The organism is Microbacterium sp. DT81.1 (assembly GCF_049844955.1).
Lineage (GTDB): Bacteria > Actinomycetota > Actinomycetes > Actinomycetales > Microbacteriaceae > Microbacterium.
The window spans coordinates 321,323-346,243 of the sequence record NZ_JBNCMA010000003.1 but is presented as its reverse complement, the minus strand read 5'-3'; the positions used below and the strand labels follow the sequence as shown (position 1 = coordinate 346,243).

Here is a 24,921-nt window from a genome sequence, read left to right as displayed (position 1 = left end):
TCGACTCGGGTCAGTGCGGGGTGCTGGTCTGCTTCGGGCGGCCGCCCAGGGTCAGCGCAGCGATCACCGCGGCGACCACGATGAGCCCCGCGCCGATGAGCGCCGTCACGCCGACGCCGGCGTCGAATGCGTGCGCAGCCGCGTCTCGAAGCGCCTGCCCCAGCGCCTCCTCGAGCCCCTCGGATGCCGCCACCGCTCCCCCGAGCGTCTCGCGCGCGGCATCCGCTGCACCGGTGGGAAGTCCATCGGGCAGCGCCAGATTCGCGCGGTAGAACGCGGCGAGGACGCCGCCGAGGATGGTGGTTCCCAGCACGGCGCCGAGCTCGTACGCCGTCTCCGACACGGCGCTCGCGGCGCCGGCCTTCGCGGGCGGGGCGCTGGCGAGGATCAGCTCGTTCGACACCGTCTCGGCCGCGCCGATGCCGATGCCCAGCGACACGAACGCGAGGACGAGCAGCCCCAGCGCGGCGGCGTCCGTGCTGACTGCGACCAGCAGATAGCCGACGACGGAGAAGACCAGCGCCACGGGAACCACGACGCGCGGGGCGACGCGCTTCGCGATCGGCACGATCCCGATGCCGGCGACGATCATCGCGAGCAGCCCCGGCACGAGCGCCAGGCCGGCCTCGAGGGGCGACAGCCCCACGATGAGCTGCAGGTGCTGCGCCACGAAGTAGAGGAAGCCGACGAGGCCGACCACGCTCAGCAGGTTCACGAGCACCGAGCCCGAGAAGGGACCGCTGCGGAACAGGTTCATGTCGAGCATGGGTGTCTCGAGGCGATTCTGGCGGCGCACGAAGAGCACCCCGAACGCGATTCCCGCGACGGCGAGCACGAGGGGCAGCGGGCTCTCCGCCCCGTGCACGGCGAACTCCTTGATCGCGTACACGATCGGCACCATCGTGCCGAGCGAGAGCGCGATGCTGACCGGGTCGAATCGGCCGGGATGAGGATCCCGGCTCTCGGGCACGAGAACCGGAACGAGGATCAGCAGCGGTACGAGCACCGGCACGGCCAGCAGGAACACGGATCCCCATGCGAAGTGCTCGAGCAGGATGCCGCCGACGATCGGTCCGAGCGCGGCGCCGGCCGAGAAAGCCGCCGCCCAGACCGCGATCGCCATACGGCGCTGATCCCGGTTGGTGAAGATGCTGCGCAGCAGCGACAGGGTCGACGGCATCAGCATCGCCCCGAACACGCCCATGGCTGCCCGGGCCGCGATCAGCCACTCGGCGCTCGGGGCGAAGGCCGCCAGGGCGGAGACCACGCCGAAGCCGGTCGCACCGATCAGCAGCATCCGCCGCCGCCCGAAGCGGTCGCCGAGCGTGCCCATCGTGACGAGCAGGCTCGCGAGCACGAGCGGGTAGGCGTCGATGATCCAGAGCTGCTGCGTGGCCGTGGGCTCCAGGTCGAGGGCGATCTGCGGCAGGGCGAAGCTCAGCACCGTGTTGTCGACCGAGACCAGCAGCACGGGAAGCATCAGCACGACCAGTGCAGCCCAGCCGCGCCAGCCGACGCGCGGAGTCGCGGTGGCCGCCGTGCGGGTGATGGTGTCCGTCATTCGCCATTCCTCAGTTTCTTAACCGTCCAGCCGGTATAGTATCAGATATGACCGTGCAGGCGTGACTAGGCTCGTGCCCATGAGCCGCCCTCCCCGTGCCCGTGAGAGCGTGCTCGACGCCTTCGAGGCGATCCTGGTGGACGGCGGAGAACGCGGGGCGACGCTCGAAGCGACCGCCCGCGCGGCCGGCGTGTCCAAGGGTGGGTTGCTCTATCACTTCGGCTCCAAGGAGGCTCTCGAGGCCGGGCTGCTCGAGCGACTGGACGTGCTCGTCGAGGCGGATATCGCGGCGATCATGAGCGCCGAAGAGGGCCCGATCGCCTACTTCCTGCGCTCCTCCGTGATGCAGAACGACCCTCTGGATCGCGCGATCATCGCGACGGCACGGCTCGCCCAGAACGGCAGCCCGGCCGCGAGCGCTGCGCTGCGTGACATCCGGCGGCGCTGGGCCGAGGCGATCGGCCCGCACACCAGGGACGAGGCGGCGCTCAACCTCGTGATGCTCGTCAGCGACGGCCTCTACTTCAACAACGCGCTGGCCGGGGGCAGCATCCCCGGTCCGGTGCCCGAAGGCGCCGACATGGATGCGCTCATCGAGCTCGTCGAAGGCGCCACGAAGCGCTGACCCTGTCGTCCGGGCGTCTCACTCGTCGCCAACCGCGGGGCGCCGCTCTGGCTACCCGCACTTCGCGGCCAGCGAGCGAGGGAGGCGCGTCAGGACTCGGTGATCTCGATCGGGCGGAACAGGTCTGCCTGGATCGCCGATCGGACGACGTCCAGAAGCTCGTCGGGCACCGGCGAGTCGACGGTCAGCACGCTGAGCGCCTGTCCGCCGGCGGCCGTTCGCGCGATCTGCATACCGGCGATGTTGATCCCCGCCTCGCCGAACTTCTGGCCGTAGATGGCGACGATGCCTGGGCGGTCGGTGTAGAGCATCACGATGTGGTGCTTCTCGATGGGCAGCTCGACCGCATAGCCGTTGATGCCCACGAGCTTCTCGATCTGCTTCGTTCCAGTGAGGGTTCCCGACACCGACAGCTGGGATCCGTCCGACAGCGCGCCGCGCAGAGTGATCACGTTGCGGTACTCGTCGCTCTCGTCATCCACGATCAGTCGCACGTCGACCCCGCGCTGCTCGGCGAGCAGCGGCGCATTCACGTACGACACCGACTCGCTCACGATGTTCGTGAACAGGCCCTTGAGGGCCGCGAGCTTCAGAACGCTGACGTCGTACTGGCTGAGCTCGCCGTGCACCTCGACGTCGAGGCTCGTGAGGGGCGAGTGCGACAGGGCGGCGAAGATCTGGCCCAGCTTCTCGACCAGCGGGATGCCGGGGCGGACGTACGGGTCGATCACGCCGCCCGCGACGTTGACCGCATCCGGAACGAGCTCGCCGCCCAGCGCGAGTCGCACGGACCGGGCGACCGAGACGCCCGCCTTCTCCTGCGCCTCTTCGGTGCTGGCGCCGAGGTGCGGGGTCACGACGACGTTCGGCAGATCGAGCAGCTTCTTGTCGGCCGGCGGCTCGGAGTTGAAGACATCCAGACCCGCTCCGGCGATCTCTCCGGAGGTGAGCGCGGAGAAGAGCGCGTCCTCGTCGATGAGCCCGCCCCGCGCGACGTTGACGACGTATGCCGTGGGCTTCATACGCTTCAGCTGCTCGGCGCCGATCATCCCCGTGGTCTCCGGAGTCTTCGGCATGTGGATCGTGATGAAGTCGCTCTGCTCGACCAGCTCGTCGAGGCCCACCAGCTGCACGCCGAGCTGCTGGGCGCGGGCGCTCGTGACGTAGGGGTCGTAAGCGATCACGCGCATGTCGAACGCATTCAGGCGCGCCGCGATCAGTGCGCCGATGCGGCCGAGGCCGATGATGCCGACCGTCTTCTCGAAGAGCTCGGTGCCGGTGAACGACGAGCGCTTCCACTGACCCTGTGAGAGGGAGGCATGGGCGGCCGGGATGCGGCGGGCCAGGCTCAGGATGTGGCCGACGGTCAACTCCGCGGCCGAGATGATGTTGGATGTCGGGGCGTTGACGACCATGACGCCGGCGGTGGTCGCGGCCTTGATGTCGACGTTGTCGAGCCCCACCCCGGCGCGGGCGACGACCTTCAGGGCGGGCGCGGCGGCGAGGGCCTCGGCATCCACCTTCGTCGCAGAGCGGACGAGCACGGCGCTCGCATCGGCGAGTGCCGCGAGCAGGGCGGGGCGATCGGTCCCGTCGACGTTGCGCACCTCGAAGTCGGGGCCGAGGGCCTCGATCGTTGCGGGAGAGAGTTCTTCAGCGATGAGCACGACGGGCTTCGACACGAAAGCGGATCCTTTGATGCATGCGCAAGCGCGGGCAGAGCGATGGGGACGCCCCGCCGCACACCGTGGGGGCGAGGCCCGATCAGCCTACCGGCTCGCTCGCGCGCCGCCCTACTCTGTGACGGCCCGCGAGGTCCGCTGGACGTCGCGCGACCGGTCAGGCCAGCAGCGACGCCGTGTAGAGGGTCGTGTACGCCACGACATCGAGCCAGACCACGGCCACCAGTGCTAGGCCCGTCAACAGAAGCAGGAAGAAGTGGTGGGGGGGTCGCTTGTACCCGAAGGCGAACGCGGCCGCGAAGACGAGGATCGGGAAGGCCACGGCGAAGATCCACACGAACCAGCCGAGTCCGTTCATGCCCGTCGGCAGGCCCGCAGCCTGCACAAGGTTGCCGAGGGCATTCCACACCGCATACGCGTAGAACAGGCCGAACGCGCCGGCGATCGTCGCCACGAGCCATGTCGGAGTGCGGCGCGGAGCCGCGGCATCCACCGTCGTGTCGCTCATTGTCCTACCGCTCCCAACAGCACGAACGGCCACGGCAAGAGCAGCAGCAGACCTACAGCGAGCCAGACGAACCGGACCCAGGTCGCGCTTCGTCTGGTGAGGAGCCATACGGTCGAGAACCAGATGAGCGGGGCCAGGGTGGCCAGCCACAGGCTGCCGATGTACATGACGTCCGTGACGAGATAGGTGCGGAGACCCTGCAGTCTCAGGCCCCCGATCAGCCATCCGATCGCGTAGATCAGGTAGACGCCCCCGATCACACCCGTGGCGATGAGGGCGCCGTTTCCGAGGGCCGGCGCCCTCTCGTGCGCGGCATCGGGAGACTCGGATGCCGAGGATCCGGATGCGGAATCCTTGGCCGCCGCGTCGGCGGCGACCGCGTTGCTGCCCTTGCCGACGGCGCTCCAGCCATCCGGGAGCGTCGCGGGGCTCGGCGCGGGGCGAGTCGGTCCGGTGGCCTCTGTGCCAGGAGTCGGTGACCCGACGTCGAGCGTCGGGTCGTCATCCCCTTCCCAGGACAGGGCGTCGTCGTCGCGTCGGACCATAGGGTCAGCGTAACCGCGCTCTTAGGCTGCTTCGGGCGCCGCCACGAAGTTCGGACGATGTCGCGACGTGAAGGCGATTCTCGCCAGCAGCCCCGAGCTCCGCGTCATTCTCCGAACCTCGTGCGCGCGGTCAGATCGCGACCCCACGCCTCCACGGTGCCATCGGCGGCCGGCTTCTGCTCGTCCGCGGCGCCGAGGGGGAACCCAGTCGCCCTGCTCGCGGAGCCACGCGGCGAGATCGTCGATCGCCGACACGTGGTACGTGAGCGTCGTGGCGCCGACCCGGCAGACCAGGGCCGGTGGATCGGCCTGGTCGTCGCGGTACATCGTGTAGGTGCCGATACCCGCCTCCTCACGGCGCGTCGCTCCGCGGCCCCAGCCAGACACCCTGCCGACGGCCCTCGACCCTTTCGGCCCGTGTTGTACTGGCCGTATGGCCTCGGTACGCGACAGGATGCGCTCGCACCTGCTGCAGACGCTCTCCGGCACCGACGACGGCTCACCGCAGTGGGTGCTCGATCTCGAGCGGGGAGATGACGCGGGGTACTTCGGTCCCGGTTCCGCGTCGTGGGCCGTCCACGGAGGCATGGCGACGATGGTCGCCGGCATCCGGGCCCTCCTCCTGCAGGCGCTGCATCCCGGGGCAATGGCGGGCGTGCACGACTGGTCGCGCTACCGGGAGGACCCCCTCGGTCGTCTGACCGGGACGATCCGGTGGCTCATCACCGTGACCTTCGGCGACCGTGCGACGGCGGAGCGCTCATCCGCGATGGTGCGAGGCCTTCATCGCCGAGTGCAGGGAGAGTACGTCGACGCGCGCGGCGAGTCCCGCTCATACAAGGCGAGCGATCCGGACTTGATCGAGTGGGTGCACCTCGCCTTCACCGATTCGTTCCTCGCGTGCCATGAGCTGTGGGAGGCGCCCATTCCCGGTGGCGTGGACGCCTATGTGCGGGAGTGGGCGGTCGCCGGTCGGCTCATCGGCATGGAGCATCCGCCCGAAACGGCCGCGGAACTGCGCGCTCGCCTCGACGCCTTCGCGCGCGATGGGGTGCTGAAGAGTGACGACCGGGTACGCGAGATCGTGCGTTTCATCCGCAACCCTCCCCTGGCCCGGGGCATGCTGCCCGCGTACCGGATCATGTTCGCCGGGGCGGTCGCCTCGCTCGAGCCCCAGCACCGCCGCATGCTCGGCCTCGGCAAGCCGCCGCTGCTCGTCGTGCCCGCGACAAGCGCGGTGCTCCGATCGGCGCGCGGGCTGCTGGGCGAGCGGTCGACGTCGGAGGAGGCGGCCCGTTCGCGGATTGCACGCCTGCAGCGCGAGGGCTGGTCGCCGGATGCCGGTGAACGGCCCGCCGCCTGACGGAACTCGGACCCGTCGGAGGCGGCTGCGTCAGTCGAAGATCCGCAGCGTCAGCGCGTGCCAGGTCACCGGACCGACGATCCCGTCGGCGGGCGGAGCGAAGCTCTTCTGGAAGGCCCGCACGGCTTCGTCCGTCTGAGGACCGAACTCTCCGTCGACCACCAGCCCGCCGCCGAGCAGCGTCTGCGAAGCCCGCACGGCCTCGCCGCTGTCGCCCTGGCGCACGGTGATAACGAGCGCCGGCCAGTCCAGCTGCCCCAGGTTCGTGCTGATCTCGGTGTCTCGCAGGGTCCTCTGGAACGCCATGACGGCGCCCCCGCTCTCGAGGCCGAAGTCGCCGTCGGCGGCGATGTCGTGGCCCCTGGCTCGAAGCAGGTGCTGGGCGGCGAGCACCCGCCAGTTGGTCGCCTGCGTCGCGCCCTGCTTCACCAGGGGCCATGGCCGCGGCCCCGGCAGTGCGGTGCTCAGGAACGACCACGTCTCGGGACCGGCGAAGCCGTCCATCGAGAGGCCCCATGACTCCTGGAAGAAGCTCACCCGATCCGTGGTGAGCGGCCCGTACTCGCCGTCCACGGCGAGGGGCTGGTCGCCGGGCATGGTGAGCAGCCCGAACTGCTGCACGGCGCGGACTGCGTCGCCGGTCGAACCAGGGCCGGTCGAGACGACGAGCTGCGGCCAGGTCTCGGGACCGACGATGCCATCCGATGGCACCCCCGCCGCCGACTGGAACGCGGCGACGGCGGCACCCGTCGCGGGGCCATACACGCCGTCGGCCGCGACCGCGTGCGCTCGAGCCCGAAGGAGGAACTGGATGCCGGTCACCACCGGTCCGGTGGCGCCCGCTCCGACGGTGCTCCAAGGTTCGAGGTTCATGCCAGTATCCCTTCCACCCTTCAGCGTGGCTCAGGGCGTCCGCAAACGGAAGAGGATGAACGCCGCGCATGACGAAGGGCCGCCCCTCGGAGGGGCGGCCCTTGTCGATGCCGGGAGTCAGCCGGCCGAGGGACCGAGCGCGGACTCAGCGCGCGGCGGATCCCTCGGTGTAATCGGCATCCTGCTGCTTCCACGCGAAGAGCGCGCGCAACTCCTTGCCCGTCGCCTCGATCGGGTGGTTCGCCCCCTTCTCGCGCAGCGCCAGGAACTCCGGGGCTCCGGCGTCCTGGTCTGCGATGAAGCGCTCGGCGAACGCACCGGACTGGATGTCGGCGAGCACGGCCTTCATGTTCTCCTTGACGCTGGGGTCGATGACCCGCGGACCGGAGACGTAATCGCCGTACTCCGCCGTGTCGGAGATCGACCAGCGCTGCTTGGCGATGCCCCCCTCCCACATGAGGTCGACGATCAGCTTCAGCTCGTGCAGCACCTCGAAGTAGGCGATCTGCGGCTGGTAGCCGGCCTCGATCAGCGTCTCGAAGCCGTACTGCACCAGCTGCGACGTGCCGCCGCAGAGCACGGCCTGCTCGCCGAACAGATCGGTCTCGGTCTCTTCGGTGAACGTGGTCTTGATGCCCCCGGCGCGCAGGCCGCCGATCGCCTTCGCATACGACCACGCGAGGTCCCATGCGGTGCCGGATGCGTCGACCTCGACGGCCGCGATGATCGGCACCCCGCGGCCGGCCTCGAACTCGCGACGCACGGTGTGCCCCGGGCCCTTCGGCGCGACGAGCAGGACATCGACGCCCTCCGGCGCCTGGATGTAGCCGAAGCGGATGTTGAAGCCGTGGCTGAAGATCAGGGCCTTGCCCTCGGTCAGCTTGTCCTTGATCGACTCGGCGTAGATGCCGCGCTGGTGCTGGTCGGGCGCAAGGATGACCACCACATCGGCCCACTCCGCGGCATCCGCCACCGTCTTGACGGTGAAGCCGGCCTCTTCGGCCTTCTGGATCGAGGACGAGCCCTCCTTGAGGGCGACGACGACCTCGACGCCGGAGTCGCGCAGGTTCAGTGCGTGGGCGTGGCCCTGCGAGCCATAGCCCACGATCGCGACCTTCTTGCTCTGGATGAGCGCGAGGTCGGCGTCGGAGTCATAGAAGATCTCGGTCACGTGTTGTTTCTCCTTGTTCGGATATCGGTCCCCGAGCCTGTCGAGGGGTCGTGCTGTGGTCGCGACGCTTCGACCGGTTAGTGAGCCTGTCGAACTACAGCGACCGGGACAGTTCTCACGCACGCAGGACGCGCTCGGTGATGCTCTTGCCGCCGCGCCCGATGGCGAGCAGGCCGGATTGCGCCAGCTCCCGGATGCCGAAGGGCTCGAGCGCACGGAGGAAGGCGTCGACCTTGCCGGAGTCGCCGGTCACCTCCACCACGAGTGCGTCGGGGGCGTAGTCGACGATCGAGCCGCGGAACAGGTTCACGACCTCGAGCACGTTCGATCGGGTGGCGTTGTCGGCCCGCACCTTCACGAGCATGTGCTCGCGCTGCACGGATGCGACGGGGTCGAGTTCCACGATCTTGATGACGTTGATCAGCTTGTTGAGCTGCTTCGTCACCTGCTCGAGCGGCAGCTCCTCGACGTCGACGACGACCGTGATGCGCGAGAGCCCCGGAATCTCCGTGACACCCACCGCGAGCGACTCGATGTTGAAGCCCCGCCGCGCGAACAGCCCCGCCACGCGGGTCAGCAGACCGGGTTTGTTCTCCACGAGGAGACTCAGCACATGGCTGGGCATACGCTCAGGCCTCCTCTTCGAACGACGGCGAGTGGTCCTTCGCGTACTGCACGTAGCTGTTGCTGACGCCCTGCGGCACCATCGGCCACACCATCGCGTCGGCGCTCACGACGAAGTCGATCACCACGGGGCGATCGTTCGTCTCGAGCGCGAGCTTGATCGCGGCATCCACGTCCTCTTCCCGCTCAACGCGGATCGCGAGGCATCCGTACGCCTCCGCCAGCTTCACGAAGTCGGGGATGCGGATGGTGTCGTGACCCGTGTTCAGGTCGGTGTGCGAGTAGCGGCCGTTGTAGAACAGCGTCTGCCACTGGCGCACCATGCCCAGCGAGGAGTTGTTGATGATGGCGACCTTGATCGGGATGCTGTTGATCGCACAGGTCGCGAGCTCCTGGTTGGTCATCTGGAAGCAGCCGTCGCCGTCGATCGCCCACACGTGGCGGTCCGGCTCGGCGACCTTCGCCCCCATCGCGGCGGGCACCGCGTAGCCCATCGTTCCGGCGCCGCCGGAGTTGAGCCAGGCGTTCGGCCGCTCGTACTTGATGAACTGCGCCGCCCACATCTGGTGCTGTCCGACGCCGGCGGCGAAGATCCCCTCCGGCCCGGTCAGCTCGCCGATGCGCGAGATCACGTACTGGGGTGCCATCAGCCCGTCGGTGGTGGGTGCATAGCCGAGCGGGAACTCCGCACGCAGGCCGTCGAGGTACGACCACCACTCCTCGTAGTCGGGCTTCGCGCCGTCGGTCTGACCGCGGAACGCGCCCTCGAGGTCGACGAGCACGTCCTTGAGGTCACCGACGATCGGCACCTCGGCGGCGCGGATCTTGCCGATCTCGGCGGGGTCGATGTCGACGTGCACGACCTTCGCCTTGGGCGCGAACAGCGCCGCCTTGCCCGTCACGCGGTCATCGAACCGCGAGCCGAGCGAGACGAGCAGGTCGGCCTCCTGCAGCGCCAGCACGGCCGGAACCGTGCCGTGCATGCCCGGCATGCCGAGGTGCTGCTGGTGCGAGTCCGGGAACGCGCCGCGCGCCATCAACGTGGTGACCACCGGTGCGCCCGTCGTCTCGGCGAGGGCGAGCAGCTCGGCCGACGCCTGGGACCGGATCACGCCGCCGCCGACGTAGAGCACCGGCCGCTTCGCCTCGGCGAGCAGCTGCGCCGCCGCCTGGATCTGCTTGCCGTGCGCCTTGGTGACGGGCCGGTAGCCGGGAAGGTCGATCCGCGGCGGCCAGATGAACGGCGCCTCGGCCTGCTGGGCGTCCTTCGTGATGTCCACGAGCACGGGGCCGGGCCGACCGGTGCCCGCCACCTCGAACGCGGCGGCGATCGCTCCGGGGATGTCCTCCGGGCGCTTCACGAGGAACGAGTGCTTCGTGATCGGCATCGTGATGCCGACGATGTCGGCCTCCTGGAACGCGTCGGTGCCCATCAGGTTCGAGAAGACCTGGCCGGTGATGCAGACGATCGGCACAGAGTCCATGTAGGCGTCGGCGATGGCCGTGACCAGGTTCGTGGCGCCGGGGCCCGACGTGGCGATCGCCACCCCGATCTTGTTCGAGGCCGCGGCGTAGCCCTCGGCCGCGTGGCCGGCGCCCTGCTCGTGGCGCACGAGGATGTGCCGCAGCTCGGTGGAGTCCATCAGCGGGTCGTAGACGGGAAGGATGGCACCGCCCGGGAGGCCGAAGACGTCGGTGACGCCCAGCAGCTCGAGGGAGCGGACGACCGCCTGCGCGCCCGTGAGCACGGGCGTTGACGCGGCGCGAGCGGGTGGCCGAGGTACGGCCGTGGCGGTTTCGGCAGGCATGGGAGTGTCCTTGCGATTGCGGATGGATGTCGGGGACGGGCCTCAGCCCGTCGTCGCGCCCTCTGCAGCGGAGCGCACGAGTCGGGAGTACTTGGCCAGAACGCCTCGGGTATAGCGCGGAGGAAGTGGCTCCCAGCCGTCCCGGCGGGAGCTCAGCTCAGCCTCGTCGACGAGTAGGTCGAGAGTGCGAGCCGCGATATCGACCCGTATCAGATCACCATCGCGCACGAAGGCGATCGGACCTGAGTCCACCGCTTCGGGTGCTATGTGGCCGATGCACAGGCCGGTTGTGCCGCCTGAGAATCTGCCGTCCGTCAAGAGTAGTACATCTTTTCCGAGCCCGGCTCCCTTGATGGCGGCCGTGATGGCGAGCATCTCGCGCATTCCCGGGCCGCCCTTCGGTCCCTCGTAGCGGATGACGACGACATCCCCGGCGGCGATCTCCCCCGCCTCGAGGGCGTCCATCGCGGCGCGCTCCCGCTCGAAGACGCGGGCCGGTCCCTCGAACACGTTCGCGTCGAACCCGGCGGACTTGACGACCGCCCCCTCGGGGGCGAGCGAGCCGTGCAGGATCGTGATGCCGCCGGTGGCATGGATCGGATCGTCGATGGTGTGGATCACGGTGCCATCGATCGGGTCGGGGTCGAGGTCGCGCAGATTCTCGGCGAGCGTCTTGCCCGTCACGGTGAGGGCGTCGCCGTGCAGCAGGCCCTCGTCGAGCATCGCCTTCATGATGACCGGGATGCCGCCGTGGCGGTCGACGTCGTTCATCACGTACTTGCCGAACGGCTTCATGTCGGCGATGTGGGGGGTCTTGTCGCCGATGCGGTTGAAGTCGTGCAGGGTCAGATCCACCTGAGCCTCGCGAGCGATGGCCAGCAGATGCAGCACGACGTTGGTCGATCCTCCGAGCGCCATGGCGAGGGCGATCGCGTTCTCGAACGCCTCCTTGGTGAGGATGTCGCTCGTGGTGATGCCCAGGCGCAGCAGGTTGACCACAGCCTCGCCGGAGCGATGCGCGTAGTAGTCACGGCGACGGTCGGCCGCGGGCGGCGCCGCGGAGCCGGGCAGGCTCAGGCCAAGGGCTTCGGCGACCGACGCCATCGTGTTCGCGGTGTACATGCCGCCGCAGGCACCCTCGCCCGGCGCGAAGGCGCACTCGATGCGCTTGAGGTCGGCCTCCGTCATCCGGCCCGCCATGCACGCGCCGACGCCCTCGAAGGAGTCGATGATCGTGATGTCCTTCTCGGTGCCGTCACTGAGCTTCACCCAACCAGGGGCGATCGATCCGGCGTACAGGAAGACGCTGGAGAGATCGAGGCGGGCGCTTGCCATGAGCATGCCCGGGATCGACTTGTCGCACCCCGCAAGCAGGACGGTGCCGTCGAGGCGCTCCGCCATCACGACGGTCTCGACCGAGTCGGCGATGACCTCGCGCGAGACGAGCGAGAAGTGCATGCCCTCGTGGCCCATCGAGATGCCGTCCGAGACGGAGATGGTGCCGAACTGCAGCGGATACCCGCCGCCGGAGTGCACGCCCTCCTTGGCGCCCTGTGCCAGGCGGTCCAGGCTCAGGTTGCAGGGGGTGATCTCGTTCCAGCTCGACGCGATGCCGATCTGGGGCTTCTCCCAGTCGGCGTCGCCCATCCCGACGGCGCGCAGCATGCCGCGCGACGTGGTCGCTTCGATGCCGTCTGTGACGACGCGGCTGCGGGGTTTGATGTCGGGAGCGGAGGTGTCTGACGCCATTCCTGCAGTCTATTGCGAGCGCTCGGCGCGGAAGGTGCCGAGCAGATCGAGCAGCACGGCCAGCGATGCGGCATCCGGAACGCGAACGGACGCCGCCGTCCTGCCTTCTCCGACGCGTACGCCGAGGTCATCGGGCCCGAGGCTCGCCAGGGCGTCCTCGTCGGTCACGTCGTCGCCCGCGAAGAGCACGGCGGTCGCCCCGCTGAGCTCTCTGAGGGCCTCGACCGCGGTGTCCTTGCCTTCGTGTCGCCAGGCGTACTCGAGGATGTCGCGGCCGACGCGCCGGCGCCACCGGGGGACGCGGGTGGTGACGAGCTCGTCGATCGCGTCGGTCGCCCGCACGGTGGCGGCGTCGTCCGCGAGGCGGGTGTGCAGCCCGAACCCGAAGGCCTTGGGCTCGATCCATGCGCCGGGGATGTTCGCGACCAGGTCGCGCGCGGAATCCACGATCGCATCCGCGTGCGCGCGCTCGGCGACGTCGTCGGCCATAGGACGCGCGGCGACGCGGCTGGACGCCGGGTGCCAGAACTCCGCGCCGTGCGATCCGGCGAGATGGATGAGCGACGCGTCGGTGTGCTCGGAGATCACGACCAGGTCGGCGAGCTGCCGTCCGGAGACGAAGGCGACCGTCGTGTCCGGCAGCGCCGTCAGACGGTCGATCGCCGCGATCGCCTCGGGAAGTGCACGGGCGCGCATTGGCTCGTCCTCGAGGGGCGCCAGGGTGCCGTCGAAGTCGAGCGCGATCAGCAGCCTCTCGGATGCCGCGATGCGGCGCACCGCGTCGACCGTCGTCTGGTCGAGCGCCGTCGTCTGGCCCAGCGCCGTGTCGTTCTCCAGCGCCGTGTCGTCGAGTTCCGAGGTCATCGTGCCGCCTCCGTCTGCGCGTCCTCGCGCTTGGCCCGCTCGAGCGCCCGCAGGAAGTCCCGCGACCAGGCGTCGACGTCGTGCTCCATCACGCGACGCCGGAGTGCGCGCATCCGGCGCCCTTGCTCCGCTCCCGGCATTTCGATGGCGCGCATGATCGCGTCCTTCAGGCCCTCGATGTCGTGGGGATTGATCCGGATCGCGCTGCCCAGCTCATCCGACGCTCCGGTGAACTCGCTCAGCACGAGCACCCCGCGGTTGTCGGTGCGCGTCGCGACGTACTCCTTCGCGACGAGGTTCATGCCGTCGCGGAGGGCCGTGACCAGCATCACGTCGGCGGCAAGGAACAGCGAGACCATCTCCTCCCGGGGGTAGCCCTGGTGAAGGTAGCGGATCGCCGAATGGCCCATCGTGTCGACGTCGCCGTTGATGCGGCTCACGGTCAGCTCGATCTCGTCGCGCAGCGACATGTAGGCCTCGACCCGCTCGCGACTCGGGCTCGCGACCTGCACGAGCGTGACGTCCTCGACGTTGAGCCGGCCCTCGGCGAGCAGTTCGCCGTAGGCCTTGAGCCGATGGCCGATGCCCTTCGTGTAGTCGAGGCGATCGACGCCGAGCAGGATCTTCTTCGGGTTGCCGAGGCTCTCGCGGATCTCCGCCGCGCGCGCACGCACCTCGGGCTTGCGGGCCAGCTGCACATACGAGGCCGCGTCGATCGAGATCGGGAACGCGCGGGCACGGGCGATGCGGGTCGTGCCGTCGGCGAGCGGCACGGTGATGCCGGACGCCTTCGTCTCGAAGCGCAGCTGCCGCCGCACGGCGCGCGCGAAGTTCCCGGCATCCGCCACGCGCTGGAAGCCGATGACGTCGGCGCCGAGCAGTCCCTCGAGAACCTGGCGACGCCACGGCAGCTGCGAGAACAAGCCGTATGCCGGGAAGGGTATGTGGTGGAAGTAGCCGATCGTCGCGTCGGGCCGCAGTTCGCGGATCATCTTCGGCACGAGCTGGAGTTGATAGTCCTGCACCCATACGGTGCCGTTCTCGGCGAGGGCGGATGCCGCAGCCTCGGCGAACCGCTGGTTCACGCGTACATACGCGTCCCACCAGGGACGGCTGTAACGGGGCTCGGCGATCACGTCGTGGTAGAGCGGCCAGATCGTGTCGTTGGAGAAGCCCTCGTAATAGAGCTCGACGTCCTCGGCGCTCAGCGAGATCGGAACGAGATGCGTCCCGTCGAAATCGAAGGGCTCGAGCTCGAGGTCCGGCTGTCCCGGCCATCCGACCCACGCGCCCTCCGCGCGGCGCATGACCGGCTCGAGGGCGGTGACGAGGCCACCGGGCGACCGCCGCCAGGAATGCTCGCCATCGGGATCCGTGACGCGATCGACCGGAAGCCGGTTCGCGACGACGACGAAATCTGCCTGAGGCACACGTGCTCCTGCCGGTGGGTGGCGCGGTCTTTCCAGGCTACCGTGCCCTCGCATCGCGATCAGCCCGGTGTCAAGGGGCACCATCCGAGCGAACGGTCGCGATAGCGTGGGGCCATGCGGAAGTACTTGTTCGGTAGCGGCATAATCCCGGCGATCGTCGGAGGACTCACACTGCTGCGCGGGTCGCGAGACAGCAGATTCACCTGGCGGGAGGCGCTGGGGTGGATCAGCTGGGGTATCACCTTCGCCCTCGCGGTCGGGGCGATCGTCGACATGCGCCGCGCCGCTATGGGTGCGCCCATCGACCCGGACTCACCCGCGCACGGGAAGGAAGCGAAGCTGCGCGCGAAGCGCCTTCGCAAGATCGAGGCGTCGACGCGGTAGTCCGAAGGCCGGGGGGCTCGGGCTTCGTGTCAGAGCTCGATCTCGTAATGCACGAAGCCGGTGTCCTCAGCGACCCGGCCGTACAGCGAACGGGCCGTTCGGTTGTGCTCCTGGGTAAGCCAGTACACCTTCGCGCAGCCATGCTCCCGCGCCCAGTCCCGGACATGCTCGATCAGCGCCGCGCCGGCCCCGGAACGCCGCACGGCCGGGTCGACATACAGGTCCTCCAGATAGCAGTACGGACCGGCCGACCAGGTCGCCGGATGCGTGAGCCAGTGGGTGATGCCGATTGCGCGGCCCCCGTCATCCCGAGCGATGGCGCCGTGGATCCCGGAGTCGGCGTCGAGGATGCGCTGGAAGGTCAGCTCGGTCTGCTCCCGCGTCAGGACGCTCTCGTAGAAGTCGAGGTATCCCGACCAGAGCGACAGCCACTCGTCGTGGTCGGATGCCGTCAATCGCGCAATCGTCGTCACCCTGCCGAGGGTACTCCGACGCTTCGACAGGCTCAGCGACCGAACGCGGCTCACCGATCCCCCCGGTCCACGAGCCTGTCGAGGGTCGCCCCTCAGCAATCCTCCCGGGTCCCCGAGCTGTCGAGGGGTCGCCCTAGCGGGTGAGGATGAGGGCCTCGCCCTGTCCCCCACCGCCGCAGAGGCCGACGGCCGCCGTGCCGCCTCCTCGACGGACGAGCTCGTGCACCGCGTGCACGACGAGGCGGTTGCCGGACGCACCGATGGGGTGGCCGATGGCGATGCCGCCGCCGTGGATGTTCACGACATCGTCCGACAGCGACAGCTCCGCCTGTGACGCCGCGACGACCGCGCCGAACGCCTCGTTGATCTCGACCAGGTCGAGGTCCGCGGGCTCGATGCCCTGCTTCTTGCACGCGTTGGAGATCGCCCGCGACGGCTGTGAGTGGAGGGAGTTGTCGGGGCCGGCGACCTGACCGGAGGATCCGATGACCGCGAGCACGGGCCACCCCTTCTCATCAGCGTGGGCCCGTGTGGTGAGCACGACGGCGGATGCGCCATCCGAGATCTGAGACGAGTTGCCGGCGGTGATCGAGCCGCCGGCGGCGAACGCGGCACGCAGACCGGCGAGGGTCTCCACCGTGGTGTCGGGCCGGATGCCTTCGTCCTTCGTGACGACCACCGGGTCGCCCTTGCGCTGCGGGATCTCGACCGGCACGATCTCGGCATCGAAGACGCCAGCAGCCTGGGCGGCCGCGGCGCGCTGGTGCGAGCGGGCGGCCACGGCATCCTGAGTCGTTCGATCGATTCCGTAGCGCTCGTTGTGCCGCTCGGTGGAGGCGCCCATGCTCTCGGAGTCGTAGGCGTCGGTCAGGCCGTCGTACGCCATGGAGTCGAGCACCTCGACGCTGCCGTAGTTCCAGCCGTCGCGAGAGCCCATCAGCAGGTGGGGCGAACGCGTCATGGATTCCATGCCGGCCGCGACGACGACATCCGCATCGCCGGTCTGGATCATGCGCTTCGCGTCGATGATGGCGGTGAGGCCGGACAGGCACACCTTGTTGACGGCGACGGAGTGCACGGTCCACGGGATGCCGGCGCCGACGGCGGCCTGGCGGGCGGGGTTCTGGCCGGCCCCGGCTTGAAGGACCTGCCCGACGACCACCGCGTCGACGGCGTCGGCGGGGATGCCCCCGCGCTCGAGAGCGCCGCGGATCGCGATCGAGCCGAGCTGCGTCGCCGTCAGCGGGGCCAGCTGGCCCTTGAGCCGGCCCTGCGGCGTGCGGGCGGCGGCGACGAGCACGACGTCGCCGGTGTCGAGGGCGGTGCGGGAATTCATGAGGCCACCTTAAGCGCGTCGGAGACGAGAAGGGTCGGCTCGGTGGCCTCTCGCACCTGGTCGACGGTGACGCCGGGGGCCGTCTCGACGAGTACGAGTCCGGCATCCGTCACGTCGATGACCGCGAGGTCCGTGATGATCCGGTCGACCACGCCCTTGCCGGTGAGCGGGAGAGAGCATTCGTCAACGATCTTGGCCGATCCGTCGCGGGCGACATGCTCCATCAGCACGATGACCTTGGCGGCGCCGTGCACGAGGTCCATCGCGCCGCCCGGTCCCTTGACCATCTTGCCGGGGATCATCCAGTTGGCGAGGTCACCGGTGGCGGAGACCTGCACCGCGCCGAGGATCGCCGCATCGATCTTTCCGCCGCGGATCATGCCGAAGCTCGTCGCCGAGTCGAAGAACGACGCACCGGGGAGCGTCGTCACCGTCTCCTTGCCGGCGTTGATGAGGTCGGGATCGACGGCTTCTTCGCTCGGGTACGGGCCTACGCCGAGGATGCCGTTCTCGGACTGCAGCACGAGCGTGACGCCTTCGGGCACGAAGTTCGGGACGAGGGTCGGCAGACCGATGCCGAGGTTCACGTACGAGCCGTCGGTGAGCTCGGCGGCCGCGCGGGCCGCCATCTCGTTGCGGGTGAGGGCCATGGCGGTCACGCTCCTTCCGGCATCGGGGCCGAGGTATCGGTCCGTGAGCCTGTCGAACGGTCGACGCTGACGGTGCGGCGCTCGATGCGCTTCTCGATGTCGGTGCCGACCTCGATGATGCGGTGCACGTAGATTCCCGGCAGGTGCACCTGGTCCGGGTCGAGCTCGCCCGGCTCGACGAGCTGCTCGACCTGGGCGATGCACACCTTGCCCGCCATCGCGGCGAGTGGGTTGAAGTTGCGGGCGGCCTTGTTGAAGATCAGGTTGCCGTGCCGGTCGCCCTTCAGCGCGTGCACGAGGGCGAAGTCGGTGACGATCGCCTCCTCGAGCACGTACTCGCGAGGGGCGCCGCTGACATCGAAGGTGCGCACGTCCTTCACCGGCGATGCGACCGCGATGCCGCCGTTGCCGTCGTAGCGACGAGGAAGGCCGCCCTCGGCCACCTGCGTCCCCACGCCGGTCTGCGTGAAGAAGGCCGCAACGCCGGAGCCTCCGGCGCGGAGCTTCTCGGCGAGCGTGCCCTGGGGCGTCAGCTCGAGTTCGAGCTCGCCGGAGAGGAACTGCCGCTCGAACTCCTTGTTCTCGCCGACGTACGACGAGGTCATCTTGCGGATGCGCTTGGCGTTCAGCAGGATGCCGAGGCCCCAGTCATCCACCCCGCAGTTGTTGGAGACGATGCTGAGGTCGCTCGTTCCCTGCGCGAGCAGCGCTTCGATGAGGGCGATCGGGTTGCCGGAGAGCCCGAATCCGCCGACGGCGAGGCTTGCGCCGTCCGGGATGTCGGCAACGGCTTCCGCCGCCGATGCGTACGTCTTGTCGATCACGTGTTGCCACTCCTTCGTCGAACACTGGTCGTCGTGGGCGCCGGTTTCGGCGCACCCTCGGTTTCGGTGCATCCTCGGTTTCGGTGCACCCTCGGTTTCGGTGAGCACTGCATTCGGTGAGCACCCTGGGTTTCAGCGAGCACCGCGGCGCAGAACCGCTGCCCGCGGCCCGGTGCACGGCGTTCCGACAGGGTTGCCAGATCCAATCTGCTCCCGTATGCACGCAGGTCTCAAGCGCCCGCTTGTGATGTGGGTTCTATGGGACCTAGTGTCCACATTATGGAACGGACGACCTCGGTGCCCGGTGCCCAGGCGATCGCGCGGGCGGCGCGGCTGCTGCGGCTCGTGACGGCCGCCGGCGAGATGGGGGCAGGCGTCCAGGAGCTCGCGCGGCAGGCCGACCTCTCGCGTTCCACCGCCCACCGGCTGCTCACCGCTCTCCGCGTGGAGGGACTCGTCGACCAGGATGAGAACACCGCACGGTGGATGCCGGGGCCCGAGCTGTTCCTGATGGGTAGCGTCGCGGCCGCGCGGTACGACGTGACGGGTCTCGCGCGCGACATCGTGCGATCGCTCGCCGTGAAGACGGAGGAGAGCGCGTTCCTGTCCGTGCGGCGCGCCGATGAGACGGTCTGCCTGCTGCGCGAAGAGGGCAGCTTCCCGATCCGGTCGTTCGTGCTCAGCGAGGGCGTGCGGTTCCCGCTCGGCGTGGCGTCGGCGGGGCTCGCGATCCTCGCGTTCCTGCCGGAGGCGGATGTCGAGGCCTACCTCGAGCGGCATCCCGAGCTGCCGGAGCGCTTCGGGCGCCCGCACGCCCCCCGCCCGCTGCGTGCCCGCATCGCGGACACCCGCGATCGCGGGTACGCGGTCAACCCCGGGCTCATCGTCAAGGGCAGCTGGGGTCTGGGTGCGGCGGTCTTCAACCGCGCCGGCCAGCCGGAGTGGGCGCTGAGCCTGACGGGCGTGGAGTTCCGGTTCGGCCCCGATCGGCTTCCGTCCCTCGGCCGAACGCTGCTTGCACACGCCCACCAGCTCACGACCCGGATCGCGGCCTCGGGCCGCTGACCCGCCGGTGGTGCGCCGCGGCGGGGGGAGCGGACCGAGCACTCGGGAGCAGATCCGGGCGCGAAAGCGACGAATCCGCACCCCAGGGGCCTGCGGACCGCGGATCTGCTCCCCGGTGATCGGCGGCGTCCTGGGCCGACCGGCAGCTCGGCGCCCCCGGCGGGCCACACCCACCCGACCGGCGCGCGACGCACACGTCCGAACGGCCCCCGCCCCACGTACACAACGCAGGAGAACGGGGTCGAATCGGGGCGCGGGCGTCCCGAACTCGGCCCTGCACGGCGCTCAGTCCTGCGTTGTGTCCGCCGGGATCCTGGCGTGCTCGCGCACCACGGAGGCGACGGCGTCCGCGCCCCGGTCGGAGAGGGCGATCGTGTAGTGGTTCACGTCGGGGACCGGCACGTGCTCGAGTCCCGGATAGGCGGCGAGCAGTCCGGGCAGCCGATCCTCCCCGTACAGCGGCGGGACCTGGTCGAGCAGTCCGCGCTCGGCGGTCAGGAGCACGGTCGGATGCCGCAGCCTCGCCAGCGCGTCGGCGATCGCGGTCCCGGAGTTCTGATCGATCGAGTCCTCTTCGAGCGTCGCATAGCTCGTCGCGGGCCGAAGGTGGGGCTCCTGCCCGACGAGGTCGTACGCGAGATACGCCTCGAGCGCCGGCGACCAGTCCCGCCGGAACGCGGGGTGCGCGCGCCAGAAGTCGAGGTACGCATCGACCGAGGCGAATCGCATCGCCAGCCGTTCGGCCGTCGGTCCGAGCACGAGCTTGATGGTGCCCTCGGGCGACAGGCCGTCGGGCAGGTCCAGCGGCAGGCCTCCGTCCACCAGCACGATCCGCGACACGCGGTCGGGGTACAGGTCGCCCAGCACGAGGGCCACGAACGCGCCCATCGAGTGTCCGACGACGATCGCGCGCTGCACGCCGAGCGCGTCGAGCACGGCGACCAGGTCCGCGGCGTGGGTGTCCAGCCCGGCGCGGCCTTCGAGGCCGTTGCTGCGCCCGCGGCCCCGGAGGTCGGGAGCGATCACCCGCGCGAAAGGCAGGCGCTCCGCAACCAGCGGCCAGGACAGGTGGGATGCCGTCACCCCGTGGATCAGGAGTACGGCGGGCGCGGCATCCGGATCCTCCGCTCCCTGGGGTTCCCAGACCCCGACCCGGAGTTCTCCCCCGGCCACGGGAACATCCAGCGTTCGATACGCGCCCGCGGTCATCGCGACGTCCACCCGCCGTCCATCGTGTACGAGGCGCCCGTGACCATTCCGGCCTTCTCGGAGACGAGCCAGCCGGCCAGCGACGCGACCTCGGTCGCGTCGACCAGCCGCTTGATCGCGCTCTCGGTCAGCATGACCTTCTCGACCACCTCGCTCTCGAGGATGCCGTGCAGGCGGGCCTGGTCGGCGATCTGCTTCTCGACGAGGGGCGTGCGGACGTAGCCGGGGTTGATGCAGTTGCTCGTCACGCCGTGGGGTCCGCCCTCGAGCGCGGTGACCTTCGACAGGCCCTCCAGGCCGTGCTTGGCCGCGACGTACGCCGACTTGAACGGGCTCGCTCGCAGCCCGTGCACGCTCGAGATGTTGACGATGCGCCCCCAGCCGCGTTCGTACATCGTGGGCAGCGCCGCGCGGATCAGCAGGAACGGCGACTCGACCATGAGCCGCTGGATGAGGCGGAACGCCTCTGGATCGAACTCCGGAATCGGGCTGACGCGCTGGATGCCCGCGTTGTTGACCAGGATGTCTACCTCCAGCGTCAGGTCGTCGAGGGCCGTCGTGGCCGCGAGGTCCACGGCCCACGCCTCTCCGCCCAGTTCGGCGGCCACGGCGTCCGCCGCCGGTCCGTCGAGGTCCGCGATCACCACGTGGGCGCCGCGCGCGGCGAACTCCCGGGCGCAGGCCAGCCCGATGCCGCTCGCGCCGCCCGTGACGAGCGCGCGCTTGTCACTCAGATCCTGCTCGGTCATCGTGCATCCCCCTGCTCACGTGGTGCCAGTGCGTTGTGGATGAAGCGCATCATGTCGTCGAAGATGGCCGGCGGGAGCTCGGCGGGCGGGCGGCCGTCGGCATCCCGCTCCCACAGCAGGAACCGCATCCCGATCAGCTCGCCCATCCCCATGAGCGCCCACGCGGTGATTCCCGGATCGAGCGCCGGGTCGACCTCGCCGACGGCCTGCGCCGCCCGCAGTCCCGATTCATAGCCTTCGACGATGCGCGTGTAATGCATGCGCAGCGTCTCGGGCGAGACGAACTCGGCCTCGCGCACGACCCGGTAGAGCGCCGGGTGCTCGGCGGTGAACCGGAAGAAGCCCGCGAATCCCGCGCGCTCGGCCTCGAGGCGCGTCGCCGCGCCCGCCATCGCCTCCGCCATCGAGTGGCGCACGCGGCGGTTCAGGTCGATGACCAGCGCCTCGAAGATCACCTGCTTGCCGTCGAAGTACAGGTAGAACGTGCCGAGCCCCACGCCCGCGCGCTCGGTGATCTTGACGATGGATGCCTCGTGGTAGCCGGACTCGGCGAACACGTGCTCCGCGGCCTCGAGCAGCCGGCGGCGAGTCGCCTCCCCCCGTTTGGTGAGCGGGCGACCGGTCGCCTGCGAGATGCCGGCGGCCTCGTCGTCGAGGGTCAGCGGGTCAGGAGCGCTCACGGCGCACCTCCTCCACGAGGGCCTGCGCGCGATCGCGGAGGCGGGAACGGGCGAGCTTGTCGATCGTCGAGCGAGGCAGCTCGTCGACGAAGGCGACACGAACGGGAAGTTTGAAGGCGGCGAGCACGGAACGAGCGTGCGCGAGCACCTCGGCTTCGTCGATCGTGCCTGATGCGACGACGAATGCGACGCCCCGCTCGCCCCAGACGCGATCGGGGACGCCGACGACCGCGGCCGCCTCGATCACTGGATGCAGCATGAGCGCCTGCTCGACCTCGGCGGGTGCGACGTTCTCGCCGCCGGAGATGAAGATGTCCTTGATGCGGTCGACGATCCGATAGACGCCGTCCGCATCGCGCGCTGCGAGGTCGCCGGTGCGCAGCCACTCCCCGGAACGCGCACGCTGGGTGGCATCCGGATCGCCGAGATATCCGGCGAAGACGCTCGGTCCTCGTACCCACAGCTCGCCTGTGACCGGCCCCTCGAGCACTTCGCCGGTCTCGGGATCCGCAAGGCAGACATCGACGTGCGGGTAGGGGCGACCGACGGCGCCCGGATGCCGCGACGCGTCGGCGGGCGTGAGACAGAGCACGTTGGGGGCGGCTTCGGTGAGCCCGTATCCCTGAGTCAGTGTGACACCGCGATCGGTCCACGTGTCGAACAGGGCCGGCGGCATCGTCGCGCCGCCCACGAGCGCCGTGCGCAGGTGCGAGAGATCGGATGCCGCGAAGCGGGCGTCCTCCGCCAGCAGCTGGTACTGCGTGGGCACCCCCATCATCGTGGTGACCCGGCGCTCCTGCAGCAGCTGCAGCACGCGGGACGGCTGGAACGAGCGCTCGAGCACCACGGTCGCTCCCACCCACCACGCGAGCAGCGGCTGGCAGTTCCAGGCGGCGACATGGAACTGCGGAAGCATCGCCAGTACGACGTCATCGGCCGTGAGCTGCACGGCGCCGGCGAGTGCGAGGTTGTTCCAGAAGCAGTTGGCATGCGTCAGGACCACGCCTTTGGGCGCAGCCTCACTGCCCGAGGTGAAGATGATCAGCAGCGGGTCGTCGTCGAGCACCGCGCGGGTCTCGCGCGGGATGCCGAAGCGCGGGTCGCGCGGCGGCACGAGCGCCTCGACCCCGGTCGTGCCGAGCGTCGCGATGGGCGGCGCCTGGGCATCCGTCCCCATCCGCATCACAACCAGGGCATCGGCGGCCACGGCCTCGTATTCGTCCTCGACGAGCACGAGCTGCGCGTCGGCGCGCTGCGCGACCCCGGCCAGTTCGCGGGCGGTCAGGCGCCACGAGAGCGGGACGAACGCGACGCCCGCCTTGGCGCACGCGAAGAAGGCGACGACGTGATCGATGGAGTTGCCCGACACCGTGGCGATCCGGTCGCCGGCACCGTACCCCGCGCGGCGGAGTGCGAGCGCCAGTTCGTGCGCCCGGGTCTCGAGGTCGCGGTAGCCGATCGTGACGCCGCGGTCATCGATCGCGATGCGGTCCGGCGAGGCGACGGCCCGGTCGGTCAGCCACCGTCCGATGGTGTGCGCTCCGTCCGACGACGAGCGCCCGGCGAACTCCCATTCCCAGGTCACGCCTTCACCTCTTCGGGTGCGGTGTCGGCCGAGGCATCCGCATCGTCGAGGCGGGCGAGCGAGGTGCGGGCGCGCTCCCCGCGGCGACGACGCACCCACGCGTCGGCCGTACCGGCGATCCCGCCGGGGAGGAACATGACCACGAGGATGAACAGCACTCCGAGGATGAAGAGCGGTTCCGACAGCGGAACGCGCAGCACAGCGGGAAGGCCCGCGATGGCGTCCGATCCGGCCAGCACGGTGAGGCGCTGGTCGAGGAGCGTGTACACCACGCCCCCCACGATGGCACCCCACCGGAACCCGACACCACCGAGCACCACCATGACGAGCACGGTGATCGTCAGATCGGCCGAGACGGAGCGGGGCACCGTGCCCGACTGCAGCAGGAGGTAGGCCATGCCGGCGAGGCTCGCGAGCAGCGCCGCGATCACGAAGATGATGAGCTTCCCGGTGTAGGGGCGAAGGCCCAGCACGCGAACGCGCAGCTCGTTCTCGCGGGTCGCCTCGGCCAGGTGTCCCAGGCGCGACGCGTCCACCCACAGCACGACGAGGTAGACGATCACGAGAACGGCCAGCGTGAACCAGTACAGGTTGCGCGTGTCTGCGACGCCGACGAGCCAGTCCGGCACGTTGTCCGTGTTGAGCCCGAGGCCCTCCTCGCCGCCCGTGACCTGGGGATTGCGCCGCACGAGCACCGAGCCGGCCTGCGCGAAGGCGAGGGTGACCATCGCTAACGGGATGCCCGACACCCGCATGCTCACGGCGCCGGTGACGAGGGCGATGACGAGTCCGCCGACGAGCGCGATCAGGATGCCGGGAAACAGCGGAACGCCCGCGTTCTCGAGCACGATGCCGAGCCCGTAGGCGCCGGCGCCGAAATACAGCGCGTGCCCGAACGACAGCATCCCGGCCGTCCCGAGCAGCAGGTTGTACGACAGCGCGAGCGCGGCGAACACCATGCAGAGGGAGAGCAGCGCGAGGCTTCCCGGCATGTATGTGGGGGTGGGCAGGATGCCGGGGATCGAGATGTTCAGCAGAGGCAGGATCGCCATGAAGACGACCAGAACGACGCCGACGATCGCCGGGATCAGGGCGCGGATGTCCAGGCGCCTGCTCGCGGCATCCGGTCGCGCAGCCTGCGGTCCGTGAACCTGTCCATCCGG

Annotated in this window: 25 protein-coding genes; 4 read left to right on the top strand and 21 right to left on the bottom strand. The window is 69.7% G+C overall.

Annotated features, from left to right (window positions below; translation table 11 throughout):
• Positions 1 to 10: 10 nt before the first annotated feature.
• A complete protein-coding gene (locus tag ACLQ2Q_RS10135; protein ID WP_425820316.1) occupies positions 11 to 1,561 on the bottom strand; it encodes an MFS transporter in 1,551 nt (516 codons plus the stop codon).
• Between the two features lie 79 nt (positions 1,562 to 1,640).
• On the opposite strand from ACLQ2Q_RS10135, the gene ACLQ2Q_RS10130 reads away from it, so the two are divergent.
• Positions 1,641 to 2,186, top strand: coding sequence for a TetR/AcrR family transcriptional regulator (locus tag ACLQ2Q_RS10130; RefSeq protein WP_425820315.1), 546 nt, complete (start codon positions 1,641 to 1,643; stop codon positions 2,184 to 2,186).
• Positions 2,187 to 2,275: 89 nt separating this feature from the next.
• Here ACLQ2Q_RS10130 and serA read toward each other — a convergent pair whose 3' ends face one another.
• The 4 genes from serA to ACLQ2Q_RS10110 all read right to left on the bottom strand — a co-directional run bounded on the left by serA (position 2,276) and on the right by ACLQ2Q_RS10110 (position 5,308).
• Positions 2,276 to 3,868: a phosphoglycerate dehydrogenase gene (gene serA / locus ACLQ2Q_RS10125; RefSeq protein WP_425820314.1), complete on the bottom strand. Its 1,593-nt coding sequence runs from the start codon at positions 3,866 to 3,868 to the stop codon at positions 2,276 to 2,278.
• A 157-nt stretch (positions 3,869 to 4,025) separates the two neighbouring features.
• Positions 4,026 to 4,376, bottom strand: a complete 351-nt coding sequence (locus ACLQ2Q_RS10120; RefSeq protein WP_425820313.1) for a bacitracin resistance protein — start codon at positions 4,374 to 4,376, stop codon at positions 4,026 to 4,028.
• Positions 4,373 to 4,921 (bottom strand): DNA polymerase III subunit gamma/tau, encoded by a 549-nt coding sequence (locus ACLQ2Q_RS10115; RefSeq protein WP_425820312.1) that lies wholly within the window; start codon positions 4,919 to 4,921, stop codon positions 4,373 to 4,375. The genes ACLQ2Q_RS10120 and ACLQ2Q_RS10115 overlap by 4 nt, the downstream gene beginning before the upstream one ends.
• Before the next feature lie 21 nt (positions 4,922 to 4,942).
• Positions 4,943 to 5,308, bottom strand: coding sequence for a DUF6855 family protein (locus ACLQ2Q_RS10110; protein WP_425820311.1), 366 nt, complete (start codon positions 5,306 to 5,308; stop codon positions 4,943 to 4,945).
• 46 nt (positions 5,309 to 5,354) lie between these two features.
• Here ACLQ2Q_RS10110 and ACLQ2Q_RS10105 point away from each other — a divergent pair, with 46 nt between their 5' ends.
• Positions 5,355 to 6,284, top strand: coding sequence for an oxygenase MpaB family protein (locus ACLQ2Q_RS10105; protein WP_425820310.1), 930 nt, complete (start codon positions 5,355 to 5,357; stop codon positions 6,282 to 6,284).
• Between the two features lie 30 nt (positions 6,285 to 6,314).
• Here the strand turns inward: ACLQ2Q_RS10105 and ACLQ2Q_RS10100 are convergent, their stop codons facing one another.
• The 7 genes from ACLQ2Q_RS10100 to ACLQ2Q_RS10070 form a co-directional block, all read right to left on the bottom strand.
• Positions 6,315 to 7,157 (bottom strand): peptidoglycan-binding domain-containing protein, encoded by an 843-nt coding sequence (locus ACLQ2Q_RS10100; RefSeq protein ID WP_425820309.1) that lies wholly within the window; start codon positions 7,155 to 7,157, stop codon positions 6,315 to 6,317.
• Between the two features lie 145 nt (positions 7,158 to 7,302).
• A complete protein-coding gene (ilvC, locus tag ACLQ2Q_RS10095) occupies positions 7,303 to 8,328 on the bottom strand; it encodes a ketol-acid reductoisomerase (RefSeq protein WP_425820308.1) in 1,026 nt (341 codons plus the stop codon).
• Positions 8,329 to 8,443: 115 nt separating this feature from the next.
• The gene (gene ilvN, locus ACLQ2Q_RS10090; protein ID WP_425820307.1) at positions 8,444 to 8,953 is read right to left on the bottom strand and encodes an acetolactate synthase small subunit; all 510 of its coding nucleotides are present in this window, start codon (positions 8,951 to 8,953) and stop codon (positions 8,444 to 8,446) included.
• Between the two features lie 4 nt (positions 8,954 to 8,957).
• Positions 8,958 to 10,760: an acetolactate synthase large subunit gene (locus ACLQ2Q_RS10085; protein WP_425820306.1), complete on the bottom strand. Its 1,803-nt coding sequence runs from the start codon at positions 10,758 to 10,760 to the stop codon at positions 8,958 to 8,960.
• A gap of 42 nt (positions 10,761 to 10,802) precedes the next feature.
• Positions 10,803 to 12,509 (bottom strand): dihydroxy-acid dehydratase, encoded by a 1,707-nt coding sequence (ilvD, locus tag ACLQ2Q_RS10080; RefSeq protein ID WP_425820305.1) that lies wholly within the window; start codon positions 12,507 to 12,509, stop codon positions 10,803 to 10,805.
• 9 nt (positions 12,510 to 12,518) lie between these two features.
• Positions 12,519 to 13,373, bottom strand: coding sequence for a trehalose-phosphatase (otsB, locus tag ACLQ2Q_RS10075; protein ID WP_425820304.1), 855 nt, complete (start codon positions 13,371 to 13,373; stop codon positions 12,519 to 12,521).
• Positions 13,370 to 14,857: an alpha,alpha-trehalose-phosphate synthase (UDP-forming) gene (locus ACLQ2Q_RS10070; protein WP_425820579.1), complete on the bottom strand. Its 1,488-nt coding sequence runs from the start codon at positions 14,855 to 14,857 to the stop codon at positions 13,370 to 13,372. The genes otsB and ACLQ2Q_RS10070 overlap by 4 nt, the downstream gene beginning before the upstream one ends.
• Positions 14,858 to 14,917: 60 nt before the next feature.
• On the opposite strand from ACLQ2Q_RS10070, the gene ACLQ2Q_RS10065 reads away from it, so the two are divergent.
• Complete coding sequence (locus ACLQ2Q_RS10065) at positions 14,918 to 15,187, top strand: hypothetical protein (RefSeq protein WP_425820303.1); 270 nt, start codon at positions 14,918 to 14,920, stop codon at positions 15,185 to 15,187.
• 29 nt (positions 15,188 to 15,216) lie between these two features.
• Here the strand turns inward: ACLQ2Q_RS10065 and ACLQ2Q_RS10060 are convergent, their stop codons facing one another.
• From ACLQ2Q_RS10060 to ACLQ2Q_RS10045, 4 genes are all read right to left on the bottom strand, one after another.
• Positions 15,217 to 15,660 carry a GNAT family N-acetyltransferase gene (locus tag ACLQ2Q_RS10060; RefSeq protein ID WP_425820302.1) on the bottom strand — a complete coding sequence of 148 codons (444 nt, stop codon included), beginning with the start codon at positions 15,658 to 15,660 and terminating at the stop codon, positions 15,217 to 15,219.
• Positions 15,661 to 15,793: 133 nt separating this feature from the next.
• Positions 15,794 to 16,996 carry an acetyl-CoA C-acetyltransferase gene (locus ACLQ2Q_RS10055; protein ID WP_425820301.1) on the bottom strand — a complete coding sequence of 401 codons (1,203 nt, stop codon included), beginning with the start codon at positions 16,994 to 16,996 and terminating at the stop codon, positions 15,794 to 15,796.
• A complete protein-coding gene (locus tag ACLQ2Q_RS10050) occupies positions 16,993 to 17,646 on the bottom strand; it encodes a CoA transferase subunit B (protein WP_425820578.1) in 654 nt (217 codons plus the stop codon). Before ACLQ2Q_RS10050 ends, ACLQ2Q_RS10055 begins: the two co-directional genes overlap by 4 nt.
• 5 nt (positions 17,647 to 17,651) lie before the next feature.
• Positions 17,652 to 18,470, bottom strand: coding sequence for a CoA transferase subunit A (locus tag ACLQ2Q_RS10045; protein WP_425820300.1), 819 nt, complete (start codon positions 18,468 to 18,470; stop codon positions 17,652 to 17,654).
• 279 nt (positions 18,471 to 18,749) lie between these two features.
• Here ACLQ2Q_RS10045 and ACLQ2Q_RS10040 point away from each other — a divergent pair, with 279 nt between their 5' ends.
• On the top strand, positions 18,750 to 19,535 hold the full coding sequence (locus ACLQ2Q_RS10040) for an IclR family transcriptional regulator (protein ID WP_425820299.1): 786 nt from the start codon (positions 18,750 to 18,752) through the stop codon (positions 19,533 to 19,535).
• Positions 19,536 to 19,820: 285 nt separating this feature from the next.
• On the opposite strand, the gene ACLQ2Q_RS10035 is transcribed toward ACLQ2Q_RS10040, so the two are convergent.
• From ACLQ2Q_RS10035 to ACLQ2Q_RS10015, 5 genes are read right to left on the bottom strand one after another with little or no spacing between them, the layout of a single operon-like run.
• On the bottom strand, positions 19,821 to 20,744 hold the full coding sequence (locus ACLQ2Q_RS10035) for an alpha/beta fold hydrolase (protein ID WP_425820298.1): 924 nt from the start codon (positions 20,742 to 20,744) through the stop codon (positions 19,821 to 19,823).
• Complete coding sequence (locus tag ACLQ2Q_RS10030; protein WP_425820297.1) at positions 20,741 to 21,493, bottom strand: 3-hydroxybutyrate dehydrogenase; 753 nt, start codon at positions 21,491 to 21,493, stop codon at positions 20,741 to 20,743. The genes ACLQ2Q_RS10035 and ACLQ2Q_RS10030 overlap by 4 nt, the downstream gene beginning before the upstream one ends.
• The gene (locus ACLQ2Q_RS10025; protein WP_425820296.1) at positions 21,490 to 22,173 is read right to left on the bottom strand and encodes a TetR/AcrR family transcriptional regulator; all 684 of its coding nucleotides are present in this window, start codon (positions 22,171 to 22,173) and stop codon (positions 21,490 to 21,492) included. The genes ACLQ2Q_RS10030 and ACLQ2Q_RS10025 overlap by 4 nt, the downstream gene beginning before the upstream one ends.
• Positions 22,160 to 23,758 carry an AMP-binding protein gene (locus ACLQ2Q_RS10020; RefSeq protein ID WP_425820295.1) on the bottom strand — a complete coding sequence of 533 codons (1,599 nt, stop codon included), beginning with the start codon at positions 23,756 to 23,758 and terminating at the stop codon, positions 22,160 to 22,162. Before ACLQ2Q_RS10020 ends, ACLQ2Q_RS10025 begins: the two co-directional genes overlap by 14 nt.
• The gene (locus tag ACLQ2Q_RS10015) at positions 23,755 to 24,810 is read right to left on the bottom strand and encodes a branched-chain amino acid ABC transporter permease (protein WP_425820577.1); all 1,056 of its coding nucleotides are present in this window, start codon (positions 24,808 to 24,810) and stop codon (positions 23,755 to 23,757) included. The genes ACLQ2Q_RS10020 and ACLQ2Q_RS10015 overlap by 4 nt, the downstream gene beginning before the upstream one ends.
• Positions 24,811 to 24,921: the final 111 nt, after the last annotated feature.

What these genes read in the sequence shown, in the direction of transcription:
- ACLQ2Q_RS10135 (WP_425820316.1), bottom strand. Translation starts at nt 1,561, where the DNA reads ATGACGGACACCATCACCCGCACGGCGGCCACCGCGACTCCGCGCGTC.
- ACLQ2Q_RS10130 (WP_425820315.1), top strand. Translation starts at nt 1,641, where the DNA reads ATGAGCCGCCCTCCCCGTGCCCGTGAGAGCGTGCTCGACGCCTTCGAG.
- ACLQ2Q_RS10120 (WP_425820313.1), bottom strand. Translation starts at nt 4,376, where the DNA reads ATGAGCGACACGACGGTGGATGCCGCGGCTCCGCGCCGCACTCCGACA.
- ACLQ2Q_RS10115 (WP_425820312.1), bottom strand. Translation starts at nt 4,921, where the DNA reads ATGGTCCGACGCGACGACGACGCCCTGTCCTGGGAAGGGGATGACGAC.
- ACLQ2Q_RS10105 (WP_425820310.1), top strand. Translation starts at nt 5,355, where the DNA reads ATGGCCTCGGTACGCGACAGGATGCGCTCGCACCTGCTGCAGACGCTC.
- ACLQ2Q_RS10100 (WP_425820309.1), bottom strand. Translation starts at nt 7,157, where the DNA reads ATGAACCTCGAACCTTGGAGCACCGTCGGAGCGGGCGCCACCGGACCG.
- ilvN (WP_425820307.1), bottom strand. Translation starts at nt 8,953, where the DNA reads ATGCCCAGCCATGTGCTGAGTCTCCTCGTGGAGAACAAACCCGGTCTG.
- ACLQ2Q_RS10085 (WP_425820306.1), bottom strand. Translation starts at nt 10,760, where the DNA reads ATGCCTGCCGAAACCGCCACGGCCGTACCTCGGCCACCCGCTCGCGCC.
- ilvD (WP_425820305.1), bottom strand. Translation starts at nt 12,509, where the DNA reads ATGGCGTCAGACACCTCCGCTCCCGACATCAAACCCCGCAGCCGCGTC.
- otsB (WP_425820304.1), bottom strand. Translation starts at nt 13,373, where the DNA reads ATGACCTCGGAACTCGACGACACGGCGCTGGAGAACGACACGGCGCTG.
- ACLQ2Q_RS10070 (WP_425820579.1), bottom strand. Translation starts at nt 14,857, where the DNA reads ATGCGAGGGCACGGTAGCCTGGAAAGACCGCGCCACCCACCGGCAGGA.
- ACLQ2Q_RS10065 (WP_425820303.1), top strand. Translation starts at nt 14,918, where the DNA reads ATGCGGAAGTACTTGTTCGGTAGCGGCATAATCCCGGCGATCGTCGGA.
- ACLQ2Q_RS10055 (WP_425820301.1), bottom strand. Translation starts at nt 16,996, where the DNA reads ATGAATTCCCGCACCGCCCTCGACACCGGCGACGTCGTGCTCGTCGCC.
- ACLQ2Q_RS10050 (WP_425820578.1), bottom strand. Translation starts at nt 17,646, where the DNA reads ATGGCCCTCACCCGCAACGAGATGGCGGCCCGCGCGGCCGCCGAGCTC.
- ACLQ2Q_RS10040 (WP_425820299.1), top strand. Translation starts at nt 18,750, where the DNA reads ATGGAACGGACGACCTCGGTGCCCGGTGCCCAGGCGATCGCGCGGGCG.
- ACLQ2Q_RS10035 (WP_425820298.1), bottom strand. Translation starts at nt 20,744, where the DNA reads ATGACCGCGGGCGCGTATCGAACGCTGGATGTTCCCGTGGCCGGGGGA.
- ACLQ2Q_RS10030 (WP_425820297.1), bottom strand. Translation starts at nt 21,493, where the DNA reads ATGACCGAGCAGGATCTGAGTGACAAGCGCGCGCTCGTCACGGGCGGC.
- ACLQ2Q_RS10015 (WP_425820577.1), bottom strand. Translation starts at nt 24,810, where the DNA reads ATGGCGATCCTGCCTCTGCTGAACATCTCGATCCCCGGCATCCTGCCC.